17 protein-coding genes are annotated in these 23,828 nt (G+C 53.7%); 8 read left to right on the forward strand and 9 right to left on the reverse strand.

What is annotated here, in order from left to right:
- The first annotated feature begins 18 nt into the window (after positions 1-18).
- From DFER_RS09690 to DFER_RS09705, 4 genes are all read left to right on the forward strand, one after another.
- Positions 19-2,382 (forward strand): S9 family peptidase, encoded by a 2,364-nt coding sequence (locus DFER_RS09690; protein WP_015811444.1) that lies wholly within the window; start codon positions 19-21, stop codon positions 2,380-2,382.
- A 91-nt stretch (positions 2,383-2,473) separates the two neighbouring features.
- Positions 2,474-3,256: a 3-keto-disaccharide hydrolase gene (locus DFER_RS09695; RefSeq protein WP_015811445.1), complete on the forward strand. Its 783-nt coding sequence runs from the start codon at positions 2,474-2,476 to the stop codon at positions 3,254-3,256.
- A 17-nt stretch (positions 3,257-3,273) separates the two neighbouring features.
- Positions 3,274-4,158, forward strand: coding sequence for a cyclase family protein (locus DFER_RS09700; protein WP_015811446.1), 885 nt, complete (start codon positions 3,274-3,276; stop codon positions 4,156-4,158).
- Between the two features lie 65 nt (positions 4,159-4,223).
- A complete protein-coding gene (locus tag DFER_RS09705; RefSeq protein ID WP_015811447.1) occupies positions 4,224-4,991 on the forward strand; it encodes an SDR family NAD(P)-dependent oxidoreductase in 768 nt (255 codons plus the stop codon).
- Here DFER_RS09705 and DFER_RS09710 read toward each other — a convergent pair whose 3' ends face one another.
- Entirely contained in the window at positions 4,992-6,275 is a 1,284-nt protein-coding gene (locus tag DFER_RS09710; protein ID WP_041736280.1) for a PQQ-dependent sugar dehydrogenase, read from the reverse strand.
- 178 nt (positions 6,276-6,453) lie between these two features.
- Between DFER_RS09710 and DFER_RS09715 the strand changes: the two genes are divergently transcribed.
- Positions 6,454-6,780, forward strand: a complete 327-nt coding sequence (locus tag DFER_RS09715) for a hypothetical protein (protein WP_015811449.1) — start codon at positions 6,454-6,456, stop codon at positions 6,778-6,780.
- Positions 6,781-6,890: 110 nt separating this feature from the next.
- Entirely contained in the window at positions 6,891-8,069 is a 1,179-nt protein-coding gene (locus DFER_RS09720) for an AGE family epimerase/isomerase (protein ID WP_015811450.1), read from the forward strand.
- A 5-nt stretch (positions 8,070-8,074) separates the two neighbouring features.
- On the opposite strand, the gene DFER_RS09725 is transcribed toward DFER_RS09720, so the two are convergent.
- The 4 genes from DFER_RS09725 to DFER_RS09740 all read right to left on the reverse strand — a co-directional run bounded on the left by DFER_RS09725 (position 8,075) and on the right by DFER_RS09740 (position 16,302).
- The gene (locus tag DFER_RS09725) at positions 8,075-10,249 is read right to left on the reverse strand and encodes a c-type cytochrome domain-containing protein (RefSeq protein WP_015811451.1); all 2,175 of its coding nucleotides are present in this window, start codon (positions 10,247-10,249) and stop codon (positions 8,075-8,077) included.
- A 45-nt stretch (positions 10,250-10,294) separates the two neighbouring features.
- Positions 10,295-11,749, reverse strand: a complete 1,455-nt coding sequence (locus DFER_RS09730; protein WP_015811452.1) for a DUF1501 domain-containing protein — start codon at positions 11,747-11,749, stop codon at positions 10,295-10,297.
- A 115-nt stretch (positions 11,750-11,864) separates the two neighbouring features.
- On the reverse strand, positions 11,865-14,183 hold the full coding sequence (locus DFER_RS09735; protein ID WP_015811453.1) for a PSD1 and planctomycete cytochrome C domain-containing protein: 2,319 nt from the start codon (positions 14,181-14,183) through the stop codon (positions 11,865-11,867).
- A gap of 340 nt (positions 14,184-14,523) precedes the next feature.
- Complete coding sequence (locus tag DFER_RS09740; RefSeq protein ID WP_015811454.1) at positions 14,524-16,302, reverse strand: DUF885 domain-containing protein; 1,779 nt, start codon at positions 16,300-16,302, stop codon at positions 14,524-14,526.
- Positions 16,303-16,428: 126 nt separating this feature from the next.
- Here DFER_RS09740 and rbsK point away from each other — a divergent pair, with 126 nt between their 5' ends.
- Both rbsK and DFER_RS09750 read left to right on the forward strand, forming a co-directional pair.
- Positions 16,429-17,337, forward strand: a complete 909-nt coding sequence (rbsK, locus tag DFER_RS09745) for a ribokinase (protein WP_015811455.1) — start codon at positions 16,429-16,431, stop codon at positions 17,335-17,337.
- Positions 17,330-18,271, forward strand: coding sequence for a nucleoside hydrolase (locus DFER_RS09750; RefSeq protein ID WP_015811456.1), 942 nt, complete (start codon positions 17,330-17,332; stop codon positions 18,269-18,271). Before rbsK ends, DFER_RS09750 begins: the two co-directional genes overlap by 8 nt.
- 15 nt (positions 18,272-18,286) lie before the next feature.
- On the opposite strand, the gene DFER_RS09755 is transcribed toward DFER_RS09750, so the two are convergent.
- The 4 genes from DFER_RS09755 to DFER_RS09770 form a co-directional block, all read right to left on the reverse strand.
- Positions 18,287-19,519 carry a multidrug effflux MFS transporter gene (locus tag DFER_RS09755; RefSeq protein ID WP_041734909.1) on the reverse strand — a complete coding sequence of 411 codons (1,233 nt, stop codon included), beginning with the start codon at positions 19,517-19,519 and terminating at the stop codon, positions 18,287-18,289.
- Between the two features lie 245 nt (positions 19,520-19,764).
- Positions 19,765-21,999 carry a sodium-translocating pyrophosphatase gene (locus tag DFER_RS09760; protein ID WP_015811458.1) on the reverse strand — a complete coding sequence of 745 codons (2,235 nt, stop codon included), beginning with the start codon at positions 21,997-21,999 and terminating at the stop codon, positions 19,765-19,767.
- A 280-nt stretch (positions 22,000-22,279) separates the two neighbouring features.
- Positions 22,280-23,440, reverse strand: coding sequence for a DUF2062 domain-containing protein (locus DFER_RS09765; RefSeq protein ID WP_015811459.1), 1,161 nt, complete (start codon positions 23,438-23,440; stop codon positions 22,280-22,282).
- A 21-nt stretch (positions 23,441-23,461) separates the two neighbouring features.
- The gene (locus DFER_RS09770) at positions 23,462-23,827 is read right to left on the reverse strand and encodes an ApeI family dehydratase (RefSeq protein WP_015811460.1); all 366 of its coding nucleotides are present in this window, start codon (positions 23,825-23,827) and stop codon (positions 23,462-23,464) included.
- Position 23,828 lies beyond the last annotated feature (1 nt).

Here is a 23,828-nt window from a genome sequence, read left to right on the forward strand (position 1 = left end):
CATTCCGAAACTTAAACCATGAAGCACTTTTACGTTTCCATTTTTTTTACACTCTTTTCTTTCACCTACCTCCAAGCCCAATCCCTCGCCCCGCTGACCGTCGAGAAAATCATGCGTGATCCGAAAATGTGGATCGGGACTTCACCGACCGACATTACCTGGGCCGACGATTCTAAAACGGTGTATTTCAAATGGAACCCGGATAAAAACCCGGCCGATTCGCTGTACGGCTATTCACTTTCGGGCAAAAAGATCAGTAAAGTTCCCCCCGCCGACCGGCGACGGATGCCCGGTAAAAACGGCATTTACAACCGCAGCCGAACCATGCGGCTTTACGAGAAGAACGGTGATATTTTCATCGTCAACTACAAGGATTTCTCCATCCGCCAGCTTACCAACACAACCGAAAGGGAAACCGAGCCGGCATTCAGCGGGGATGAAAATTCCGTCATTTTCGAACGGGATGATAACCTTTTCAGCGTCGCGCTGAACTCCGGGCTCATCAGCCAGCGGACAGATTTCAAAAAAGGAACCAAAAAGGCGGATAGCAAGGAATCGGGGCAGGAAAAATTCCTGAAAGCCGATCAGCTGGCATTGTTCGAAGTGCTGAAAGAGCGGAAGGAGAAGAAAGATGCCGGCAAGAAAATCACAGATGCCGACAAGCCTGCGCGGCCGAAGGAAATTTATCTGAGCGACAAGAACATCTCGAACCAGCAGCTCAGCCCCGATGGCCTCTTCGTCACCTACCGGCTCACGAAAGCCGATAAAAGCGCGAAATCGACCGAGGTACCGAACTATGTGACCGAAAGCGGTTTCACGGAAGAAATTCCTGCCCGCACGAAGGTAGGTGCTCCCGCCGCCGAGGTTGAATTTTGGGTATATGATGTAAAAAAGGATACTGCACGAAAAGTGGCGGCAACCGACATTCCCGGCATTTACGACAAACCCGACTACCTCAAAGACTACCCCAAATCGGACACTGCTTCGAAGAAAAAAGAGCGCAAAGTGATTTTTCACGGGCCATTCTGGTCGGATAATGGGCAGCAGGCCGTGGTAGTAGTCCGTTCGCTGGATAGCAAGGACCGCTGGATCATGGCTTTCGACCCCGCCGCGCTTTCGCTCAAACTCCTCGACCGCCAGCGCGACGAGGCGTGGATCGGCGGGCCGGGGATTGGCGGCTATCCGCAAAGTGCCGGCGAAATCGGCTGGCTCGACAACCAGACGATCTATTTCCAGAGCGAAACGACCGGCTATTCGCATTTGTACACATTCAATATCAGCACGGGCAAAAAAACCGCATTGACCTCGGGCCGCTTTGAGGTCCAAAATGTAGTATTGTCCAAAGATAAAAAGACTTTTTACCTCATTACCAACGAAGTACACCCCGGCGAGCAGCATGTGTACCGGGTGGCGGCAGCGGGCGGTGCCAGAACGCGCCTTACCCAAACGCCCGGCGCGCACGAGATGACGCTCTCGCCCGATGAAAAGCATCTGGCCATCCGTTTTTCCCAAAGTACTTCGCCCTGGGAGCTCTATTTGCTGGATAATACTGGGGCAAAAAACGCCGCGCCGCTTCAGATCACGCATTCCGTGTCGCCGGAATTCTGCTCCTATCCCTGGCGCGAGGCCAAAGTGGTAACCGTTAAAGCCGGCGATGGGCAGGATATCTACGCACGCGTGTACGAGCCGAAGCAATCCAACGGGAAGGCGGTCATCTTCGTGCATGGAGCGGGCTACTTGCAGAATGCACATAAGTGGTGGAGCCAGTATTTCCGCGAATACATGTTTCATAACCTGCTCACCGACAAGGGTTACACGGTCCTCGACATGGATTATCGGGCCAGCTCCGGCTACGGCCGCGACTGGCGCACGGGCATTTACCGCTTCATGGGCGGCAAAGATCTCACCGACCACACCGACGGCGCTCAGTGGCTCGTGAAAACGTACGGCATCGACCCCAAAAAGATCGGCATTTACGGCGGATCGTACGGCGGCTTCATCACGCTCATGGCATTGTTCACCACGCCCGACGTATTCGCTGCCGGTGCCGCCCTGCGCCCGGTCACCGACTGGGCTGCTTATAACCACGCCTACACGGCAAACATCCTCAACGAACCGCAGGCCGATAGCCTCGCCTACCGCAAAAGTTCGCCCATTTACCACGCCGCAGGGTTGAAGAACCATCTGCTGATCTGCCACGGAATGGTGGATGTGAATGTGCATTACCAGGACGTTGTGCGCCTTTCGCAGCGGCTGATCGAGCTTGGGAAAAGCAATTGGGAACTGGCGTCGTACCCCATGGAGGACCACGCGTTTGTGGAGGCTTCGTCATGGACCGACGAGTACAAGCGCATTTTGAAGCTTTTCGAAGAGAAGTTGTAGCCGGAAGGTGAGTAATTCTAAAATTTCAAGCCCTTATATCCGTTGCCGGCACATTCGCGGTAAGCCATCAGTATAAAAAACAACCATTCATATGAAGCAACATTTCTCGAAACTGAAAAGCATTTTCCTCGGCCAGGCGATCGCCATCGCATGCATAGGCGTCACTTACGCGCAGGTAGGCGTAGGTGTGAAGGCGCCGAAAGGAGCCGAAGTATACCTGGACGGCAGCCGCAAAATGCTCGACGACAAATGGATTTACTGGGAAGGACCACGTTTCGCGGCCAAGCCTCCGATTAAATGGACCGTCGTGAACGACCCGGTCGATAAGGGAACGGTCATTAATGCCAACGACCCGGCTTCTGCCGGCGGACTGTACGGCGCGGCGGATATTGTAACCAAAAAGCAATTCAAGGATTTCCGCGCCCACGTGGAATTCCTGATCACGAAACCGGGTGGTAACAGCGGCGTTTACCTTCAAAACCGCTACGAAATCCAGGTGCTCGATGGTGACACCACCTCGCACGGCATGGCCGCGGTGATCAACGAATCCAAATCACCTTACTATGCTTACAATGGCGTTGGCAAGTGGAATTCGTACGACATTCTGTTCCGCGCGGCGCGGTTTAAGGACGGCAAACTGGTGGAACAGCCGATGGTGACTTTGTATTTCAATGGCAAGAAAGTGCATACCAACCAGAAAATCAGCCAGGTGTGGGGCGGTAAAAACTCCGGCATCGATGGCGGTAACGACGGCGGCAAGGGCATTACCGACACGCCCGGCGGCCTGAAACTGCAATCGGAAGGCCATGATGTGTATTTCCGAAATATCTGGATCAAGGAAATGGAGCTGGACAGGCCTGACACCGACTTTTGAAATACCTATTTTAACGCATGGACCACAGGGTAGTTTTTGATTTTGACATTGCATTTACCAACGGCGGCGGCATTCAGGGGCAGGATTTCCGGCTCGACATTGCGGATGAAACCATTTCGGACGCCGAACTGGCCGACTATATCGTAAAAGACCTTCGCCTGCTCATGGTGGGCAAGGTTACGATTCTTGACAAGTTTTACATTCAGGAACCGCACAAGCGCAAGCCCGTGAACCTGATCTCAACGGAACACCTGGTGGACCTGAGCCACACGATTTTCGACGGCCTGGTCACCTACAAAGGGCTGCCTGCGCCGGTGATTTGTGATTTTCTGAGCCGGAAGGATTCGAAAGGGAAATACGAAGAAGGAACTGAATTTCAGATCGGCAAAATCGAAATGGTGAGCAATACCGGCACGTACATCGACTGCCCGTTTCATCGTTACGCGCATGGCAAGGATCTTTCCGAAGTGGAGCTGGAAGCATTTGCGAACCTCGACGCGGTGACGATCGATGCCACCGGAGCATTCGAAATCGGGATCGGATTTTTTCAAAACCTCGAAATCCGTAACAAGGCGGTCATGGTGCACACCGGCTGGTCGAAGCACTGGAACACGGAAGCCTATTTTGAAGATCACCCGTTCCTCACGCGCGAAGCCGCCGAATACCTGCGCGACTGCGCCGTGAAGCTCGTGGGGATCGACAGCCACAATGTCGACGACACCCGTGGCAACAGCCGCCCGGTACACACCACGCTGCTCGGAGCCGAAATCCTGATCGTCGAACATCTCTGCAATCTGGATAAACTGCCGGCCTCGGGTTACCTGTTCAGCGCGGTACCGCCTAAGTTCAAGGGCGTTGGCACATTTCCGGTACGCGCATTTGCCACGTTGACCAACCCCTGAAAACGCCTCATACGCCGATTTGGCACGGGATTGGTATAGGCCGAGAGTCTAACCATCCCGTACCTATGAAATTATCCGATCAATTTAAGCTCAACGGTAAAACCGCGCTCGTGACCGGTGCCAGCCAGGGAATAGGCAAAGGAATTGCACTCGCATTGGCCGAATACGGCGCAGATATCATCCTGCATTACCGCAGCGACCGCGCCGAAGCGGAATCCGTTGCGGACGAAATCAAGCAAAAAGGTGGAAAAGTGATGCTCGTCAATGCCGACCTTTCCGAGCAAGGAAGCGTCGCTTCGGTGGCTGAGCAGGTGAAGAATGCGGGCAAAGCGCCGGACGTTCTCATTATCAATGCATCCGCGCAAATTCCCTGTGAATGGGAGCAGGTTACCGAAGAAGATTTTGACACTCAGATCAATACCAATTTCAAATCGACATTGCTGCTCATGCAGGCTTTTGCCCCCGCGATGGTGGCCAATGGTTGGGGAAGGATCGTGACGATCGGCAGCGTGCAGCAGGTGAAGCCGCACCCGGCAATGATCGTGTATGCGGCCACGAAGTCGGCCGTGCTGAATATGGTGCAGAATCTGGCCATGCAGCTGGCCGATAAGAATGTGACCGTCAACAACCTGGCCCCGGGCGTGATCGGAACGCCGCGCCTCGACCAGGATGTGCCGCAGGTGCCCGAACGCATCGACCAACGCATGGGAACGCCCTCCGGCGACCTTGGCGATCCGCAGGATTGCGCCGCAATGGCCGTCCTGCTCTGTTCGGAAGCAGGACGGTTCATCACCGGTCAGAATATATTCGTGGATGGAGGCATGAGCCTCTGATCATTTCTTTTTGTAGGCAATCTTGAAGATCGTGCCGTTGAGGTCGTCGGTCACGTACAGCGCCCCGTCGGGGCCCTGCGCGAGCCCGCATGGGCGGTGCTGAATGGGGCCGGTGGGCTTCACGAGGTCGGTACCGGCAAAATTGTCGGCGAAAATCTCCCATTTGCCAGGCTTACCGTTCACAAATGGCACAAAAGCAACCAGGTAACCTTTTTTCAGTTCGGCCGATTGGCTGTGGAACGCGATGAATGCGCCATTACGATAGCGTGCCGGGAACATGTTACCGGTGTAGAAGATCAGCGCATTGGGGCCCAAATGCGCCGGGAATGCCACCAGCGGGTCTACCGCCTTTTCGCCTCCGGTCTTCTTGCCGTCGCCGCCATATTCCGGTGCGAGCATTTTTTTGTGCTGGAAATGATCGTAATAAATGTACGGCCAGCCTGCGTCGTCGCCCTCTTTCAGCCGGTAAAGCGTTTCGGAAGGCAGCTCGGCGCTGTGTTTTGGGGTGTAATATTGCGGGTACATATCATCGAACTTACCCCGGCCGTGCGACGTGGCGTACAATGCATTGGTTTTGTTGTCCCAATCAATGCCCACTGCGTTCTTTACGCCGGTTGCATAACGGGTGCCGTCGGCAAACTGCTGATTTTGCTGTCCTGCCTTGAAGCGCCAGATGCCGCCCGCCGAGTCGAGGATCGTGCAGGGAGACATTCCTTTTGCAGAGCCGGCCTCGCGGCAGTTGTCGTTATATGACCCCACAGTTACGTAAATATTCCCGTTGTTATCGAGCGTAATAGGTTTTGCATTGTCGCGGCCATGATCGGCCAGGCCGCTTACGATATTTTCAGGCTTGTCGAAATCAATGATCTCGTCTTTCTCATTCAGTTTATAGCGGAATACGCCTTTGTTGGAGGAGCTGTACAGGTAGCCGTTTTTGATGGCGATACCCGTGCCGGGATAATCGCCGAAAAGCTTTTGCTCGTCAATCGCGCCGTCGCCGTTCGTGTCGCGCAGGAGGTAAATCCCCTTGCCGTCTTTGAGTTTGGAAAGCTTTACATACATGTCGCCGTTTTTACCCACCGCCATGTGCCGGGTAGCGCCGAGGTCGGTGGCGAGTACCGTGGCCGAAAACCCGGCGGGCAGTTTCACGTCTTTTGCTTCAATGGGTGCGTAAAGCGGTTTTTTCGAAGGGCCTTCAACAGTTTCGTTCCGGTAACCGAACAACGCGGTAGCGGCAGCCAGCATCGCCAGCGCACCGGTCGACCGGATTAATTTTCTTTGCATGCAATCGTTAAAATTGGGTGAAAACATTAATTTTAGTTAAAAGCGCCGCATGGCTTTTTTATAACCGGCTAATCCGGCGCACCAGGGCAAAAAACCGTCGGGAATGCTTTTTTAAACAAAGCCCCGAAATACACAAATCAACTACCCGATTATTTTAGTAAACTTAACTGTTACAGCTATGAACCCATACGATAAGGACGACGAACTATATGATGATGAACTTCCCGGAAATTACCCTGCGGAGGAAGATGTTTACCGCCAGGGCCTGATCGACCCCGACATCGACCCGGAAGATATCTCCCGAGCGAAGCGCCCGGTGGAACTCGACGCCGACGACTGGAATGAAAAGTCGTTTGAAGACGACATGGTAGGCGACGACCTGGACGTGCCCGGCGCCGAATACGACGATGAAGACGAGGCGATCGGCCGGGAAGACGAAGAAAACAATTATTACAGCCTCGGCGGCGACAATCACGAAAGCCTGGAAGAAAACCAGGGCGATTAGCAGCCCCCCCGATACCGGCAAAGGCCCGATGCGATCCGCGTCGGGCCTTTTCTTTGGCGCAAGTATGAACCGGCCCGCTGGCGCTTTTTCCTAAAAACCAACCCGGAACCATGGCCGCATTTACACCCGAAGCTTTTAAGAAAGAATTTATCGCCATCCTCGATTATTGGGAAAAATACGGGCTGGACTCCGAAAAAGGCGGTTTTTACGGTCGTGTAAATTATGAAAACCAGCCGGTGAAGGATGCCGCGAAGTCGGTGGTGCTCACGGGCCGGATCTTGTGGACATTCTCGCTGGCGCACAGGCTGTTGAAAGAGGCTAAATACCTGACGCTCGCCGACCGCGCGTACCAGCAGCTTGCCAGGCATTTCTTCGATCCCGAACATGGCGGCGTGTATTGGTCGGTGAATGCGGATGGCTCGCCGCTGGAAACGAAGAAGCAGATCTACGGCAATGCGTTCGCGATGTACGGTTTAGCGGAATATTACCGCGTCACGCACTTCAAGCCCGCGCTCGAAAAGGCGCAATCCCTTTTTGAAATCATTGAAAAACATGCATTCGACCCCGTAAACGGCGGTTATCGCGAAGCATTTGCACGCGACTGGTCGGCTACCGACGATTATATCCTCAGTAAAAGTCCGTGGAACAAAAGCATGAACACACATTTGCATCTGGTGGAAGCCTACACCAATCTGTACAGCGTGTGGCCCGATGCCAGACTCAAAAAGCAGACCGCCGGTATGCTCGACACGATTATCACACGCATTGTAAATCCCAAAACCGAAACAATGCAGCTTTTCTTTGACGAGCAATGGAAAGCGAAGGATAATATCGTTTCGTACGGGCACGATATCGAAGCGTCGTGGCTCCTGTTCGAAACCGCTGAAATACTGCACGATGAAAAGCTGATCGGCCGCATGAAGCAGAAATCCATCGCCATGGCCGCCACGGCCGCGAAGGGACTAGGCGCCGACGGTGCATTGAATTACGAATACGACCCCGAAACAAAGCATACCCAAACCGATCGCAGCTGGTGGGTCGTGGCGGAGCAGCTGGTGGGTTTCTACAATGCCTATCAGCTCACCAAAGATGCGCAGTTCAAAACAAAGGCCGAAAAAAGCTGGGATTACATCGTGAACGAGTTCATCGACCACGAGCGCGGCGAATGGTTCGGAACGGTGAAGGAAGATGGCACGCCGGTGAAGGGCGACAAGATCAATTTCTGGAAATGCCCTTACCACAATGCGCGGGCCTGCGCGGAGATGTGGCGCAGGACCGGCAAAGCGTAATTTTATCAGTTCAAAAACATTTCGTCCACCAGTAATAATGCGCGGTTTCCCTTACTGCGGTGCCATGCGGGTATCTTGCTGAGCGGCTTGGCCACGATTTTGATGTACGAAACCTCCTGCGGCTTAAATGACCCTTCAATGCTCCGCAGCGAGGCCCTCTCCCCTTTCACGGGCATCGGCGCTTTGAATTTCGTAAGCAGCTTCATGTTGTCACGCGTGGTGCCGCCCCATATTTCGATCAGTTCGGGAGGGAAAATGCCCGTATCCTCTTCCACCATGTAACGCAGGCCGAGCGATGAGAGCATGACCGGCTTTTTAAACTCCGACACGAATGCCATATCGTTGTTCCTAACCCCCGCCCAGTTGTTGGCCCAGGCGGGATTGTTAGCTCCGATAACACCCAATTTCTGATCAAAAAATGTCTTCACGCCTTCCGCCTGGTGCACGCGGTTGAGCGGGGCCAGTAAGGTGCTGCTGTCCGGCTTGTAGGCACTTTTATAATAATCGAAAGTGACCATATCACTGCCGTACCAGCCATCCTTGAATGCTTTGGCGCGAATGGTGGTGTTGGTTTTGATCACAGTTTTACGATCGAGCAAGGGCGAATGAATGCTATCCGGCTCGGAGCCGTCCATCGTGAAACGCACATCCACACCTTTGATCGGATGCTGAATGTCCACCACCAGCGAATGCGGGAAGATGGGCGAGGCGTTTTTCATTTGCGGCGGGTTCAGTTTAAGCGGATTCTTGCCGTCGTCCTTAAAGCCTCCGATCACATTTTTGCCCTTGTTGGCCTGTTGCAATTGCTGCACATCGGCGGCCGACAGTTTAGTATCCCACACCGCCACTGTTTTCACGCTCTTCAACTGCGGCAGCAAACCTTTCAAATCGTTCAAATCCAGCTTGGTACCCGATAATGCGAGGCTTTCGAGGTGTTTCAAGCCAGCCAGTTCTTTCAATCCGGCGGCCGTCACATCGGTGAAGTTCAGATCGAGCCTTCGAAGATTTTCAAATTTGGAAATTTGTTTCAAATCACTATCCTTCACCGGCATTTTGTTCAAATTCAGGGAAATCACCTGCTTGCGGATGTCTTCCAGCTCGTCGAGCTGCTTCACATTATAGCCGGATGCATTGTAGATGTTCACCGCCAGCGCCGGCGATTCGCGTGCGAGCGGCATAATGGTGCGGTAGTCGGTGTTCAGGGCCTTTACTTTTTCTTCATCGGCTGCGGGGAATTCAAACTCTTCCTTCGTGGTTTGCGGTTGCAGATAGGCTGCGGCGAGCACGCGCAACGAGTCCGAGTCGGGTAATTCGGTCAGTTTCTTTTGAAAATCGGCTTTTTGTTTCACCCATAATGTGAGCAGCGAAATCTCCTGCAAGGTAAGCTGCGCCTTGCCCGACGGCGGCATGTGCTTTTTCTCCTCCATCGGCAAATGCACGCGCTGCAACAGCAGGCTCATTTGCGGATTGCCGGGCACAATGAGCTTGCCCGATTTGCCTCCTTTCATGATCGATTGCGGGTCGGTGAGGATCAGTTCGCCTTTCAGTTTGTCGGGATTATGGCAGCTGGTGCATTTTTGTTCCAAAATGGGCCGGATAACATGGCTGTAAACAACCGCCTGATCCAGCGGTACTTCGGCGATCTCGCGCTTACTCGAAATGGGTTCCCAGATGAAATTGCTGCCGTGGGTCAATGCGGCACCGTAGTGACCGGTAAGCACCAGCGCCACAACCGTCAGCAACGCGCCCGACCGTGCCGCAACTGATTTGTACCACCCCGCATTCCTTACCCAGTAAATAATGGAAGCGAAGAAGAAAATGCCCGCGCCGGTCCATTTATGGAACGTAAGCGTATCGCCTTCATACCCCTCCTCCCGCGACAGAAAAAGGCCCATAATCACCGTCACCGCCGCGAACAGCGCGCCGATGAGCAGCAAGCCTTGCAGAAAGTTGCGATAAAATGCATTACCCGCATATTCCGGCTTGAAACGGAAGAATTCCAGCAGCATTGCGAGCAGCAGGATCACAATTGGGAAGTGCAGGATGAGCGGGTGCATGCGGCCGATGGTTTGCAGCCAGGCCGGGATCACGAGTTTGCTTTCGAAGAGCAGTAGAAACAAAATGAAGATATTGGAAGCGACCAATAACTGTTCCGCGAAAACCCTGAGTTTCAAATGCATTTAAAATTCCACCAAAAAAATGACCGATGATAACAACTCTAAAAATCAGCTGATGATGTCCCGCACCACTTTGCCGGAAACGTCCGTGAGCCGGTAACGCCGCCCCAGGTGCTTGAATACCAGCTTTTCGTGGTTCAGGCCGAGCTGATGCAGGACCGTAGCCTGAAAATCGTGCACATGCACGGGGTCTTTGGCGATATTGTAGCCCAGCTCGTCGGTCTCGCCATACACGATTCCGGGCTTGATCCCGCCGCCGGCCATCCATATTGTAAAACAGCGCGGGTGATGGTCGCGGCCGTAGTTGTCGGCCGTCAGTTTACCCTGGGTATAGCTTGTACGGCCAAATTCCCCGCCCCAGATTACGAGCGTTTCGTCCAGCAATCCTCGTTGTTTCAAGTCGGTAACCAATGCGGCGGAGGCCTGGTCTACATCCATGGCCTGCTTGGTGATTTCGAATGGCAGGTTGCCATGCTGGTCCCAGCCCTGATGGTATAGCTGTACAAAACGCACGCCGTTTTCGGAAAGCTTGCGCGCCAGGAGGCAGTTGGCCGCGTACGTACCCGGAACGAGGCATTCGGGACCATAGAGCTTAATAATATCGTCCGACTCCTTGGACAAATCCATTACTTCCGGCACCGCGGTCTGCATGCGGTAAGCCATTTCATATTGCTTGATCTTCGCCGCAATTTCGGGGTCGCCGAATTCCTGATACGACATTTCGTTCAGTTCCGAGAGCTTGTCGAGCATGTCACGGCGCTCTTTCCGGTCCATGCCGTCGGGGTCGCGGAGGTAGAGCACAGGGTCTTCACCCTTGCTGAACTGCACGCCCTGGTGTACGGAGTCGAGGAAGCCATTGGACCAAAGTTTGGAATAAACGCCCTGCCCATTGCCGACGCCCCGCGAGAGCAGCACCGTAAAGTTCGGCAGGTTTTTATTCTCATTACCAAGCCCATAGCTCAGCCACGAACCCATACTCGGCCGGTTGCCCTGCTGTGAGCCGGTTTGCAGGAAAGTCAATGCCGGATCGTGGTTAATGGCCTCCGTGTACATCGAGCGCACAAAACAAAGGTCGTCCACGATTTTTGAAGTATAGGGCATTAGGTCGCTCACCCACGCCTGCGACTGGCCGTATTGTTTGAAATCCACAAAAGAACCCACCAGCGGAAACGAAGCCTGATTGGCCGTCATGCCGGTAAGCCGCTGCGTGCCCCGCACCGAGGGCGGTATTTCCTGCCCGAGCATTTCGCGGAGCTTCGGCTTGTAGTCAAACAGCTCCTGCTGCGACGGTGCGCCGTTTTGAAACAGGTAAATCACCCGCTTTGCCTTCGGGGCGAAATGCGGAATGCCGGGAGCGAGCCCCTCCTCTTCCAATCCGCCGCCTTTCAACAAATCGGGCATGAGCAGCGAGCCCAACGCCACGCTTCCGATACCCAGGCTCATGGTCGAGAGGAATCGCCTTCTGTTAAAACTGAATCCGTGTTCTATGATTTCCTTTTCCATATCATTTAAACTTCGGCTTTCGGCAGTCGGCCGTCGGCCTTTTATAACTGTAATTAATAGTACCTCAAAAAACCTTGTCTACGGCCGAAAGCCGATTGCCGATTGCCGACAGCCGTCATGACTTCGTGATGGTTTCTTCGAGGTTGTAAATCGTGGAAATGACGCGCATTAGCGATGCCAGCGCCTTTTTGTCCACGTTTTTGGTGAGCGGGTACTCGCCTATCGCGACCATTTTTTCGGCGGCTTTCGGCTGTATCTGCTTCATTTCCTTTTCGTAATAGCCGGTAAGCACTTCCAACTCCTTCTGGCTGGGCGTACGGCACACGATCTGCCGGAATGCCTTCGTGATCTTGTCGGCGGTGCCGGTTTTTTCCTGCAACAGCCTGGCCGCCAGTACGCGTGAGGCTTCGAGCACCGTCGGGTCGTTCATCATGACGAGTGCTTGCAGCGGCGTGTTGGTTTTCAATCGCTTCACCTCGCACAAATCTCGGTTGCTGGCGTCGAAAATGGCCATTGTCGGCGGCGGAACGGTCCGTTTGATGAGCGTGTACATGCCCCGGCGGTAGAGGCTCGCGCCGTGGTCCTGGTTGTAAACCGAGAGCAGCCCCCGGCCCGAAGTGGCGCCCTCCCACAAGCCTGCCGGCTGATAAGGCTTTACGCTGGGCCCGCCGATGGATCGGTTGAGCAGGCCGCTGCTCGCCAGCACCAGGTCTTTCACAAACTCTGCGTGAATGCGGTAGCGCGGGCCGCGTGCGAGGTAAACGTTATCAGGGTCCGTGGCGAGGGCTTCTTTAGTAACCACAGCCGATTGCCGGTAGGTAGCGGACATTACCATTTGTTTTACAAACCGTTTGATATCCCAGTTATGCTCCATGAAATCCACCGCCAGCCAGTCGAGCAATGCCGGGTGCGTGGGCAGCTCGCCCTGCATGCCGAAATCGCCGGAGGTTTTTACAATGCCTTTGCCGAAGAATTCCTGCCAGAGAATGTTCACATACACCCTGGCAGTGAGCGGATTGCGCTTATCGAACAGCCATTGTGATAATCCCAGCCTGTTTTTAGGGTATTTTTTGTCAAAAGGCAGGATGGCCGTCGGGGTGCCGGCCTGCACTTCTTCTCCCGGCGCGTCGTAGGCACCGCGGTTGAGGACATAAGTTTTGCGCAGCGTGTCGAGGTCGCCCATCACGGATACGATCAGGCGGTTGGTGTCGGGCTTGTTCACGAACGTCAGAATGTCCTTCACATCCTGGTCGCTGATTTCCATTAACGGTTTTTTTGCATAAGTTTCCGGCCCGCCGATCACCGACTCGATGCCCACTTCATTCACATTATTGAAGAATGCGAACATCTCGTAATATTCCTTCTGTGAAAATGGATCGTATTTATGATCATGGCAATGCGCGCATTCCAGCGTCACGCCCAGCAGGCCTTTACCGAACAGGTCGTTCCGGTCGGTGACGTACATGATCCGGTATTCTTCGGGAATTACCCCGCCCTCTTCCGTGATTTTGTGGTTTCGGTTAAAGCCTGTTGCCAGCAATTGCTCCTTCGAAGCATTGGGAAGGAGGTCGCCGGCGAGTTGCCACGTCACAAAATCATTATAATGCATGTTTTTGTTGAATGCATGGATCACCCAGTCGCGCCACGGCCATTGGGTGCGGTAGCCGTCGTCCTGATAGCCATGGGAGTCGGCATACCGGGCGAGGTCGAGCCAGTGGATCGCCATTTTCTCGCCGTAGGTCGGGTTGGCGAGCAGCTTGTCCACCATTTTTTCGTAGGCGTCGGGACTGTCGTCGGCCAGGAACTCGTCCATCAGCTGCAAGCTGGGCGGAAGGCCGTTCAGATCGAGGCTCAGGCGTTTGAGCAAGCGCTCCTTGTCCGCTTCGGCGCTGGGTTCCAGGCCTTTTTGCTCCTGTTTTTCGAGGACAAAATAGTCAATCGGATTTTTTGCCCAGTCCTTGTGGTCCACCTTCGGCAATGCCGGCTTTTTAGGCGCCACAAATGCCCAGTGCTTCTCATACTTGGCACCCTGCCTGATCCACTTTTCGATCAGGTCGACTTCGCGTTGGGTGAGTTTGAGATTGGACGAGGGCGGGGGCATTCGCAGCGAAGTATCCTCCGTGGTAATGCGCTGATAAGCCGCCGAAAGCTCGGGCTTGCCGGCCACGAGAGCGTGAGCTTTGGGATTATCCTTCAATGCCGCGAAAGCGCTCTCGGGGTCGTCGAGCCGCAGGCCCGCTTCGCGTTTGTTCGCGTCAGGACCATGGCATGCCAGGCATTTGTCGGAAAGAATGGGCCTGATATCAAAATTGTAGCTCACCTGCTCCGGCACTTTCTCCTCCGCTGTGCTTCCCGGCTTGTTGTTGCATGACTGCAAGCCCAAAGCAACCGCCACCGCTCCGGTCAGCAGCAAAAAACTAGTCGTCAAATTCATTGTCTTGGGTTCAGGTTCTTGTTACATTTTTTTACCCAGTATATAAACTTAACTAAAAAAATGCACATTTATTGAAGCAATAATGCCAATTTAAGCACAGCCAACTGTCCTGTGCTATACTGCTCCCCTGAAATTATTTTGCTTTTCTTACCCAGGACACTATTTCAGCTATTCCACTGACAATTATTGCGTTGCCAATATTCTCCGCGACATACGATGTGAGAGATCAGGTTAAAATAGGCCAATTCGAAGCGCTTTCCACACCTTTTACACCACCCACAAAGCAAAAAGAGCAATGCCATCACGACATTGCTCCTTTTCTGCGGTATTTTGAAACCCGCTATTTACCCGCTTTGATCCACTGATCGACCTTCTGTTCGAGTAATTTCAACGGCAAGCAGCCCGATTCGAGCACGAGCTTATGGAAAGCGCGGATATCAAACTTCGCCCCCATCTCTTTTTCCGCCTTCGAACGCAGTTCCCGGATTTTCAGCTGACCGATCTTGTACGATAATGCCTGCCCGGCGCCGGCCATGTAGCGTTCGACCTCGGCCGTAATGCTCTCCTCCGATTCGGCCTCGTGATCGAGCGAATACTTGATCGCCTGGTCGCGCGTCCACCCTTTTGCATGCAAGCCGGTGTCGACCACCAGCCGGATAGCGCGGTGCATTTCAGCGCTCAGCATCCCGAAATACTGGTAAGGATCGGTATAAAGGCCCAATTCCTTGCCCAGCGACTCGGTATACAATGCCCAGCCTTCGCCATAAGCGCTGTACCAAAGATTTTTGCGGAACTCAGGCAAAGCGGTATTTTCCTGCTGCAACGAGATCTGGTAATGGTGCCCGGGAATGGCCTCGTGGAGGAACAAACTTTCGTCGGACACAATGTTGTAGGCCGCAGCATCCGGCACGGGCACGTAGAATATACCGGGCCGCGAGCCGTCCGGTAAGCCCGGATTGTACTCGGCAGAGGCCGACGCTTCGCGGAATGCTTCCGTCCGGCGCACTTCGAAAGGTGTTTTGGGGGTTAGTTCAAAAAGCCGGGTCAGGTTTGGTTTCATGCGCTCATGAATGGCATTGAAATGCGCGATCACCTGGTCCGCTTTCGTAAATGGCATCAGCTTTTTGTTCGTCCGCACCGCATTGAAGAACGATTTGAGATCGCCCTGGTAGCCCACCTGCGCTTTCACTTTCTCCATTTCCGCCGATATGCGCGCTACCTCTTTCGACCCGATCTGGTGGATTTCCTCCGCCGTTAGCTCAGTGGTGGTGTAATATTTAATATAATAGTTGTATAACGACTTCCCATTCGGCAGCGCTGAAAAGCCATCGGTGGTCCGGCCTGCGGGTACGTATTCTTTTTCCATGAAAACATGCAGCTTCTGGAATGCCGGGATCACCTTCGATTCCACCATGGCGGCATATTCCTTTTCGAGCCGGGCCTTATCTTCATCGGAAAAATCCTTCGGGAAATTTTTAACCGGCGAATAAAACAAATGCTCTTTCACAGGCCCGTGGTCCATATCGGCCAGCTGCGGGATTACTTTCTTGATCAGCGGGCCCGGCAAAACGTAGCCTTCCTTGATACCCTTCCGCATATTCACAACGGCCGTATCGCACCATACCACAAATCCGTCGACCCGCTTCAACCAGTTGTCGTAATCTTTCACCGTTTTAAAAGGCTGCAAGCTGCTCCCGCTCGCCATTTGCGCCACCAGCAGGTGTGTAGAAAAGATCTGGTTGATCGGCATCAACTCGGTGGGGTATTTGAAACCTTCCAGGTTGATCCCGCATTCCCATTCGATCAGGTCCCAGCTTACCTGCTCCTCGGCGGTGAGCGTGGAGCGATCGTATTTGGCGAGCTCGTCCTGGTACTTCCGGTAAAACGCGATCATCTTCGCTTTTCCCGCCTCCGAGAGGTCGTCGGACATTTTGTCGTTGTAGCGATTGTCGCCGTTCATGGTCGCTTCCAAGGGATAAAGCGGCAGGCGCTCCTCGTAATAACGGGCAAATACTTCACTAATCGGTGGCATGTTCTGTTCTGCTTTTTCTGATTTTTTCTGGCAGCCCTGCACCAGCAGGACCGTCGCTGCGAACACGTAATAAATCAGTTTTTTCATGTATGATCGTGTTTGAAACTGCGTAAAGTAAGCAAAAACTGCCGGAAGAAATCAATTGCGGCGCTATGAATAGATGATCGGGCACGCTATTTTGCGTGGACAATTCCATTCAACCGACCGAAAGCAATGAAGCAAAAAGTGCTCGTGATAGGCAGCTCCAACACCGATATGGTGGTCAAGACGGAGCACTTCCCGAAACCGGGCGAGACGGTGCTGGGCGGGACATTTCTGATGAACCCGGGCGGCAAAGGTGCCAATCAGGCCGTTGCAGCAGCCCGGCTCGGTGCCGATGTGCGGTTCGTTGCCAAAACGGGCAACGATATTTTCGGAAAACAGGCCCGCGAAGGTTTCAGGAAGGAAGGGATCGACATCAGTTTTATGACTGAGACTGCCGAGCTGGCGTCAGGGATTGCGCTCATCACTGTCAATGCCCAAGGCCAGAACGAGATCGTCGTTGCCTCCGGCGCTAATATGGACCTGCACCCGGCCGACATTCCGGAGCTTGCATTCGAAAACGCCGGACTGGCGCTTTTGCAGCTCGAAATCCCCCGCGAAACAGTTCGCTGGGCCTTACAGCAATGCGCCGGGCGCAACATCCGCACAGTCCTCAATCCCGCTCCGGGCGCGCCGCTAGGTCCGGGTTTCCTCGACGGCCTGTACCTGATCACCCCCAACGAAACGGAAACGGAGCTCATCACCGGCATTACCGTCGACAGCGAAGAAGCGCTGGAAAGAGCCGCGCAGCACTTGCTTGGGAGCGGTGTTCAGAATGTGATTATCACATTGGGCAGCCGGGGCATTTACCTGGCCAGCGAACATTTTACCGGCATGATCGCCGCGCCGGTTGTGGAAGCGGTAGATACCACCGCTGCCGGGGACGTTTTCAATGGCGCACTCCTGAAAGCGCTCGCCGATGAAGCCCCGCTCGAAGAAGCATGCCGCTTTGCCTGCACGGCAGCGGCTATTTCGGTCACACGCATGGGCGCGCAAAGCTCAGCCCCTTTCTTACACGAATTACACTCTTACAATGAATAAACTACCCGTTATCATCGACTGCGACCCCGGCCTGGACGACGCCGTAATGCTCATGCTTGCACATGGCAGCGGCCAGCTGGACATCCGGGCCGTTACCATTTCCGCCGGAAATCAGACCCAGGAAAAAACCATGCTGAACGCGTTGAAAGTGCTTTCGCTCATTGGCGCCACCGACATTCCGGTGTACCACGGCGCCGAGAATCCGCTGTTCCGTGAACTGATTGCGGACGGTGTGGTTCATGGCGAATCCGGCCTGGATGGGCCTTCGCTGCCGATCCCTGACATGCGCCCGCAGCCGGAAAACGCCATTCAAGGCATCGCGTCGGTGCTCGCCGCTTCGGAGACGTCCGTGACGATCGTTCCCACAGGCCCGCTGACAAACATTGCCACATTTCTCCTGGCTTATCCGCATTTGAAACCGAAAATCGCGCGCATTTCGCTCATGGGCGGCGGCATTTTCCGTGGCAATATGACGCCCCTGGCTGAATTCAACATTTACACCGACCCGGAGGCCGCAGCCATTGTATTCAAATCAGGCGTTCCCATCACCATGTGCGGGCTCGATGTGACCCATAAGGCGCTGGTATTTCAAAAAGATATTGAATTGCTGCGGGCACTAGGCAACCAAACCGGCAAAGTAGCCGCCGATCTGATGGATTTCTTCTCCATTTACTATCGCGAAAACCGTGTGGAATTGAATGGTGGTGCGGCATTGCATGATCCATGCGCTATCGCGTGGCTGCTGAACCCGGGGATATTCAGCACAAAATCGTGCTATGTGGATGTGGAAACAAAGGGAGAACTAACGCGCGGTGCCACGGTGGTGGATTTTTACAACACATTACATCGGGAGCCGAACGTGACGGTAGCCTATGACCTGGATCGCGACGCATTTATTGATATGCTGTTTAATGCGATCAAGGCATTGCCTTAGTTCGAAAGCGGCATTTTAGAGCAGGACTGAAACCTCTTCCTCCACATCCCGGCTGGCAGCGCGGTGACGGACCACGACATTGCCCGCTTGCAGGATGACCAGACCGCCGAAGGCGCAAAAGGCCATCATGCCCACCATCGGCATGGCGGTATTGTTGTGCAGAAAGCTGACTATGGCAGAAATCACCGCTCCTGCACCCATACGCCAACTGCCCATCAGCGCGGACGCGCTGCCGGTATGCTTGCGGAATGGCGCGAGAGAAAGCGCCGAGGCATTCGGGCCTGTGAGTCCCTGTCCGGTGAGGAACACGAACATCGTCCCGATGAGGGAATAGAGGCCAAACCAATTGTTATAAACGCCCAGAATGAGGACGACGCCTACCACACTTTGGTAGATCAGCGTGAAGCGGATGATTTGTTCACTGCTGTATTTTTTAAGCAAAAAGTGGTTCAGCTGCGTCGAACCGATCATGGCAACGGCCAGGAAAGCGAAAATCCAGCCATACTGCTGCTCGGAAACCTTGTAGATGTTCATAAAAACATCGGATGAACCCGAAATGTAGGCGAATGGGGCAGCCGTTGCCAAGCCGCCCGCCAGGGTATAAATGAGGAATTGCGGCTGCGAGATCACGGTAAGATACCCGCCCAAAACCGCCTCGGGCCGGAGCGAAACCGAACTATCGGCATCACGACCGGTGGGTAAAAAGAAATAAATGGCAAGGATAATCAGACTTACGATACCGGCCAGGATCACAAAAATCCAGTACCAGGCGATAGAAGCGGTAACATAGCCGCCGATTGTGGGGGCGATCATCGGCGAAACGGCGATCACCAGCGTAATAAGGGAAAACACCTCGGCGCGCTTATCGGCCGGAAAAAGGTCGCTCACGAGCGCCTGCGAAGCTACGAGTCCAACACACCCGCCCATGGCCTGGAAGAACCGCATGGCGATCAGCGCATCGACGGACGAAGTCATCGCACATCCGAACGAGGCAATCACGTAAAGGGCCAGTCCCACATAGAGCGGCTTCTTCCTGCCGAAGCGATCCAGCAGTGGCCCGTACAGCACTTGTCCGATACAAATACCAATGAGATAGCTTGTTAGCGAAAGTTGTACTTTGTCGATAGTGGTTTGAAGATCCGACGCGATCCTCGGGAAGCCCGGAAGATACATGTCGATCGAGAAAGGGCTGACGGTCGCCAGCGATCCGAGGATCAGGATAATAAAGAAATATTGCTTACGGCTCATGGACTTACGTTCACTCATAAGCTTTTAACGGCTCCCCCCGCCCTTTAAGTTCCTGCATACCGATAAGTACAAAACTTTCATCAATCTGCAATAAAAGGCGTTGGCTAGGGAGTGTGTAGGGAATTGGTGTTTTGGATATAATTAAGATTGGATTGTTGCTATTTACATCCACACTCCTGCACCCATTAAAAACAACAAAGCCCGGCATAAAGCCAGGCTTCGTCACATTGATGGCAGATAACCGCCTATTCTCCTTTTCGTTCCAACCGCACTACCGGGGCTGCGTCGTTTGCATCGTCTTGGGCCGGGGTGTTGGCGACGGTTACGACCTGAACTTTGTCATTGGCTTTGGTGGCGCTCGTTTCGTGGGTACCTACACCGATGTGCGGCGCGATCACGAGCGAGACGATCGACATGAGCTTGATGAGGATGTTCATCGAAGGGCCCGAAGTGTCTTTGAATGGATCACCGACCGTGTCACCGGTTACCGCAGCTTTGTGCGGCTCGGATTTCTTATAGTAGGTTTCGCCATTGATGAGCACGCCCTTTTCAAACGATTTTTTAGCATTATCCCAGGCGCCGCCGGCGTTGTTTTGGAATATTCCCATCAACACACCCGAAACCGTCACGCCTGCGAGCGTACCGCCAAGTACTTCCGGGCCAAACAGGAAGCCTACCAGCACGGGCACGATCAGCGCGATCAAGCCGGGTGCGACCATTTCCTTGATGGACGCCTGGGTAGAAATGGCGACGCATTTATCGTACTCGGGCTTGGTGCGGCCTTCCATAATGCCGGGCAATTCGCGAAACTGGCGGCGCACTTCTTCCACCATTTTCATGGCAGCGCGACCCACCGCCGCAATGGCGAGGGACGAAAATATGAACGGTATCATCGCACCGACAAACAGCCCTGAAAGTACATTCGCTTTGTAAATATCAATGGAATTAATGCCTGCTACGCCGCAGAATGCCGCGAAAAGCGCCAGTGACGTCAAAGCCGCGGAAGCGATCGCAAAGCCTTTTCCGGTTGCCGCGGTGGTGTTTCCAACGGCATCGAGGATATCGGTACGGCCGCGTACTTCTTCCGGCAAATGCGCCATTTCGGCGATACCACCCGCGTTGTCGGCGATCGGGCCGAAGGCGTCGATAGCAAGCTGCATGGCTGTGGTGGCCATCATCCCGGCTGCGGCGATCGCTACGCCGTACAAACCGGCCATTTCATAGCTGAGGAAAATACCCGCCGCCAACACAAGCGTCGGGATTACGGTCGATTCCATACCTACCGAAAGCCCTCCGATGATGTTCGTTGCGTGGCCGGTAGATGATTGATTTACAATTGATTGCACCGGACGCTTACCCATTGCTGTATAAAACTCGGTGACCATAGACATGATCGCACCGACAACAGATCCCAGCAGGATCGCCCAGTATACATCCATGGCCGTGAAATCGACCCCGCGGATATTGAGGTTACCTTCCGGCAACATCCACAATGTAAGCGGGTAACTTACCACCAGGACCAGGATGATCGACCCCCAGTTACCGCGGTTCAATGCACCCTGGACATCTCCCTGATCATTGCTTACACGCACGAGAAGCATTCCGAGAATGGAAGAAATCAATCCCACACCGGCAATAACCATCGGGAGCAATATCGGCGCGATGCCTCCGAAATTATCAGTTCCATCGGCGATAATCTCGCGGCCAAGCACCATCGTGGCCAGAATGGTGGCTACGTACGAACCGAAAAGGTCGGCGCCCATACCGGCTACGTCGCCCACGTTATCGCCCACGTTATCGGCGATGGTGGCGGGGTTGCGCGGATCGTCTTCGGGGATACCGGCCTCCACTTTACCAACGAGGTCGGCGCCGACGTCGGCGGCTTTGGTATAAATCCCCCCTCCTACACGCGCAAAAAGCGCGATCGACTCGGCTCCGAGCGAGAAGCCCGCGAGGACTTCCAGCACCCGCTCCATGGGAAGGCCGTTCACATCGGTGCTATCGCCTACAAACGTAGAATACAGGATAATGAACAAACCGCCCAATCCCAGCACTGCAAGGCTCGCCACGCCGATACCCATCACCGAGCCGCCGGTAAACGACACTTCGAGCGCTTTGGTAAGGCTTGTACGCGCCGCCTGCGTTGTGCGGACGTTCGATTTGGTGGCGATATTCATGCCGATATAACCCGCGAAAGCGGAGATAAACGCCCCTACCAGGAACGATATGCCGATAAATGCGCTGGAATTTTCAACCAGTGTGCCGGAATAACCCAGTAACACACTCACAATCAAACCAAAAACAATGAGTACACGCCATTCGGCTTTCAGAAAGGCCAGGGCACCGTCCGCAATGGCGTCCGCTATGATTTTCATTTCGGGAGTTCCTGCATCCTGCCGGACAACCCAGCCTCTTTTGAAGAACATAACCAGCAAGCCAACAAGGCCTAACGCCGGCACTAAATAGGTAATGATACTCATGTTCTGATCAATGATTTGGTTAAATGGTTATAATTCTCGTAAATATAGAGAAAGGCACCTCATTACAAAATCACGAAACCCTTATTTTTGATCAATTCGTATAGATTTTATAAAAATTCGGGGAGATTTTAAACCAAACTAAAATCAGAAAAGAGTTAACAAACTGGCTCTCAAGGACTAATGCCGCAGCCGCTCCGCCGCACAAGGAAGGCGATTTAATAGAATAATAAAATGAATTATTTGGGAGATTCAATGAATAGAGCCACCAAAAACGGCAGACTCACCGCTTCGGGCGAAGCAGTGTCAGCAGCATCAAGCTAACGACAAACCCTGCCGCGCCCACCGCTGCAGCAAGGAGTGTGCCACCTAAAAAATATTGTACAAAGTTGACATGAATGGATTCCAACGTGAGGTTTTCAAAGGAGGTGATCTCCGCCCCGTTGCGGTAAAACAGCCCGCCGAACTTGTAGCTGGCGTAAATGATGAAAGGAATGGCGGGCGGGATGCTGATGTGCGCCGCCGTCAGGAAAAGCACCTTGTTCATCCTGAAAACGATCGACATCGGGATACCGACCATCAACTGGAAGCCCCAGATCGGCACGATGCCCATAAAAAAGCCGAAACCAACCGACCGCGCTTTGCTGAGATTACTCTCACCAGGCTTTACCGCTTCTTCACGAATGATCTTCCAGAGGCCTTTTTTTCGAATATACCGAAACAGCCGCCTCGGAAGGTAATAAACCAGCGTGAGCGTCACGAGCCAGGTGTTGAGGATGCTGATGCGTGTGAAATCCCGGAACGGCCGGAAGTGCGTCACACGCTCATTTTTGTCGTAAATCACCTGGATGTTGATCGGTACGATGGGCACGTCTTTCCAGGCCATTTTCACGATAACTTCGATTTCCGTCTCGAATTTCGTCGTGAAAAGCGACATTCTTTTCAAAGGGCCGAGCGGGTAAAGCCGGAAGCCCGTTTGGGTATCTGGCAAGGTAAGCCCGGTTTCGAATTTGAACCAGAAATTGGAGAATTTGTTGCCGAAAGAGCTTTTTCCCGGCACGCCTTCCTGCTCCATATTCCGCGATCCCATGAGCAATGCACCCGGATTTTGAATGGCGGCGTCGATGAAAAGCGGAATGTCCGACGGCAAATGCTGCCCGTCAGAGTCAATGGTAATGGCGTTCTCAAAACCCAAGCGAATGGCCTCGGCGAATGCTTTTCGCAGCGAAAAACCCTTGCCTTTATTCACTGCATTGTCCAGGACACGGATTCGTGCGCCATATCCGGCCAGAATGGAAGCGGTATCGTCCGTGGACCCGTCGTTCACCACAATCACCTCCTGCCCGCTCGCGTAGCGCAGCACGCCGTCGATCACCCTCCGCAATGTGTTGCGGTTATTGTAGGTAGGAATGATCACGCAGCATTGAATGTCCGGGAGGGTCATTTGGGTTCTCGAATGTTGTATTTAAATGAGTGAAAGGAAACTGGCCCGGGCTTTGAAATAGGTTTTTTCTCCCTGTCTGCCGGTCGCGGCCACGTCCAGCAGTTCTTCGCCCTTAATTTGAAGCTGTATCGTCAGCTCCGGCGTTTCGGCGGGATTGAGCACTTCCAGAAACTTGCAAGTACTCATTTCTTTCAATGCAAATGGCTTTTCCAATGCTTTGGAGAGGACCGCTTTTACCATTTCGAGCTGCACGACGCCCGGCAGCACGGGCGCGCCCGGAAAATGGCCGTGAAATACAGGATGCGCGGCATCGATCAGCAATGTTCCAATGATCTGGTTTGGAGCCTGTTCCAGGTTTGTAATCGTGTAAAGATCGGTCAAAGGCATC

Source organism: Dyadobacter fermentans DSM 18053 (assembly GCF_000023125.1).
Lineage (GTDB): Bacteria > Bacteroidota > Bacteroidia > Cytophagales > Spirosomataceae > Dyadobacter > Dyadobacter fermentans.

What these genes read in the sequence shown, in the direction of transcription:
- DFER_RS09715 (WP_015811449.1), top strand. Translation starts at nt 6,454, where the DNA reads ATGAACCCATACGATAAGGACGACGAACTATATGATGATGAACTTCCC.
- DFER_RS09725 (WP_015811451.1), bottom strand. Translation starts at nt 10,249, where the DNA reads ATGCATTTGAAACTCAGGGTTTTCGCGGAACAGTTATTGGTCGCTTCC.
- DFER_RS09740 (WP_015811454.1), bottom strand. Translation starts at nt 16,302, where the DNA reads ATGAAAAAACTGATTTATTACGTGTTCGCAGCGACGGTCCTGCTGGTG.
- DFER_RS09770 (WP_015811460.1), bottom strand. Translation starts at nt 23,827, where the DNA reads ATGCCTTTGACCGATCTTTACACGATTACAAACCTGGAACAGGCTCCA.
- DFER_RS09695 (WP_015811445.1), top strand. Translation starts at nt 2,474, where the DNA reads ATGAAGCAACATTTCTCGAAACTGAAAAGCATTTTCCTCGGCCAGGCG.
- DFER_RS09750 (WP_015811456.1), top strand. Translation starts at nt 17,330, where the DNA reads ATGAATAAACTACCCGTTATCATCGACTGCGACCCCGGCCTGGACGAC.
- DFER_RS09760 (WP_015811458.1), bottom strand. Translation starts at nt 21,999, where the DNA reads ATGAGTATCATTACCTATTTAGTGCCGGCGTTAGGCCTTGTTGGCTTG.
- DFER_RS09765 (WP_015811459.1), bottom strand. Translation starts at nt 23,440, where the DNA reads ATGACCCTCCCGGACATTCAATGCTGCGTGATCATTCCTACCTACAAT.
- DFER_RS09710 (WP_041736280.1), bottom strand. Translation starts at nt 6,275, where the DNA reads ATGCAAAGAAAATTAATCCGGTCGACCGGTGCGCTGGCGATGCTGGCT.
- DFER_RS09700 (WP_015811446.1), top strand. Translation starts at nt 3,274, where the DNA reads ATGGACCACAGGGTAGTTTTTGATTTTGACATTGCATTTACCAACGGC.
- DFER_RS09755 (WP_041734909.1), bottom strand. Translation starts at nt 19,519, where the DNA reads ATGAGCCGTAAGCAATATTTCTTTATTATCCTGATCCTCGGATCGCTG.
- rbsK (WP_015811455.1), top strand. Translation starts at nt 16,429, where the DNA reads ATGAAGCAAAAAGTGCTCGTGATAGGCAGCTCCAACACCGATATGGTG.
- DFER_RS09690 (WP_015811444.1), top strand. Translation starts at nt 19, where the DNA reads ATGAAGCACTTTTACGTTTCCATTTTTTTTACACTCTTTTCTTTCACC.
- DFER_RS09705 (WP_015811447.1), top strand. Translation starts at nt 4,224, where the DNA reads ATGAAATTATCCGATCAATTTAAGCTCAACGGTAAAACCGCGCTCGTG.
- DFER_RS09730 (WP_015811452.1), bottom strand. Translation starts at nt 11,749, where the DNA reads ATGGAAAAGGAAATCATAGAACACGGATTCAGTTTTAACAGAAGGCGA.
- DFER_RS09735 (WP_015811453.1), bottom strand. Translation starts at nt 14,183, where the DNA reads ATGAATTTGACGACTAGTTTTTTGCTGCTGACCGGAGCGGTGGCGGTT.
- DFER_RS09720 (WP_015811450.1), top strand. Translation starts at nt 6,891, where the DNA reads ATGGCCGCATTTACACCCGAAGCTTTTAAGAAAGAATTTATCGCCATC.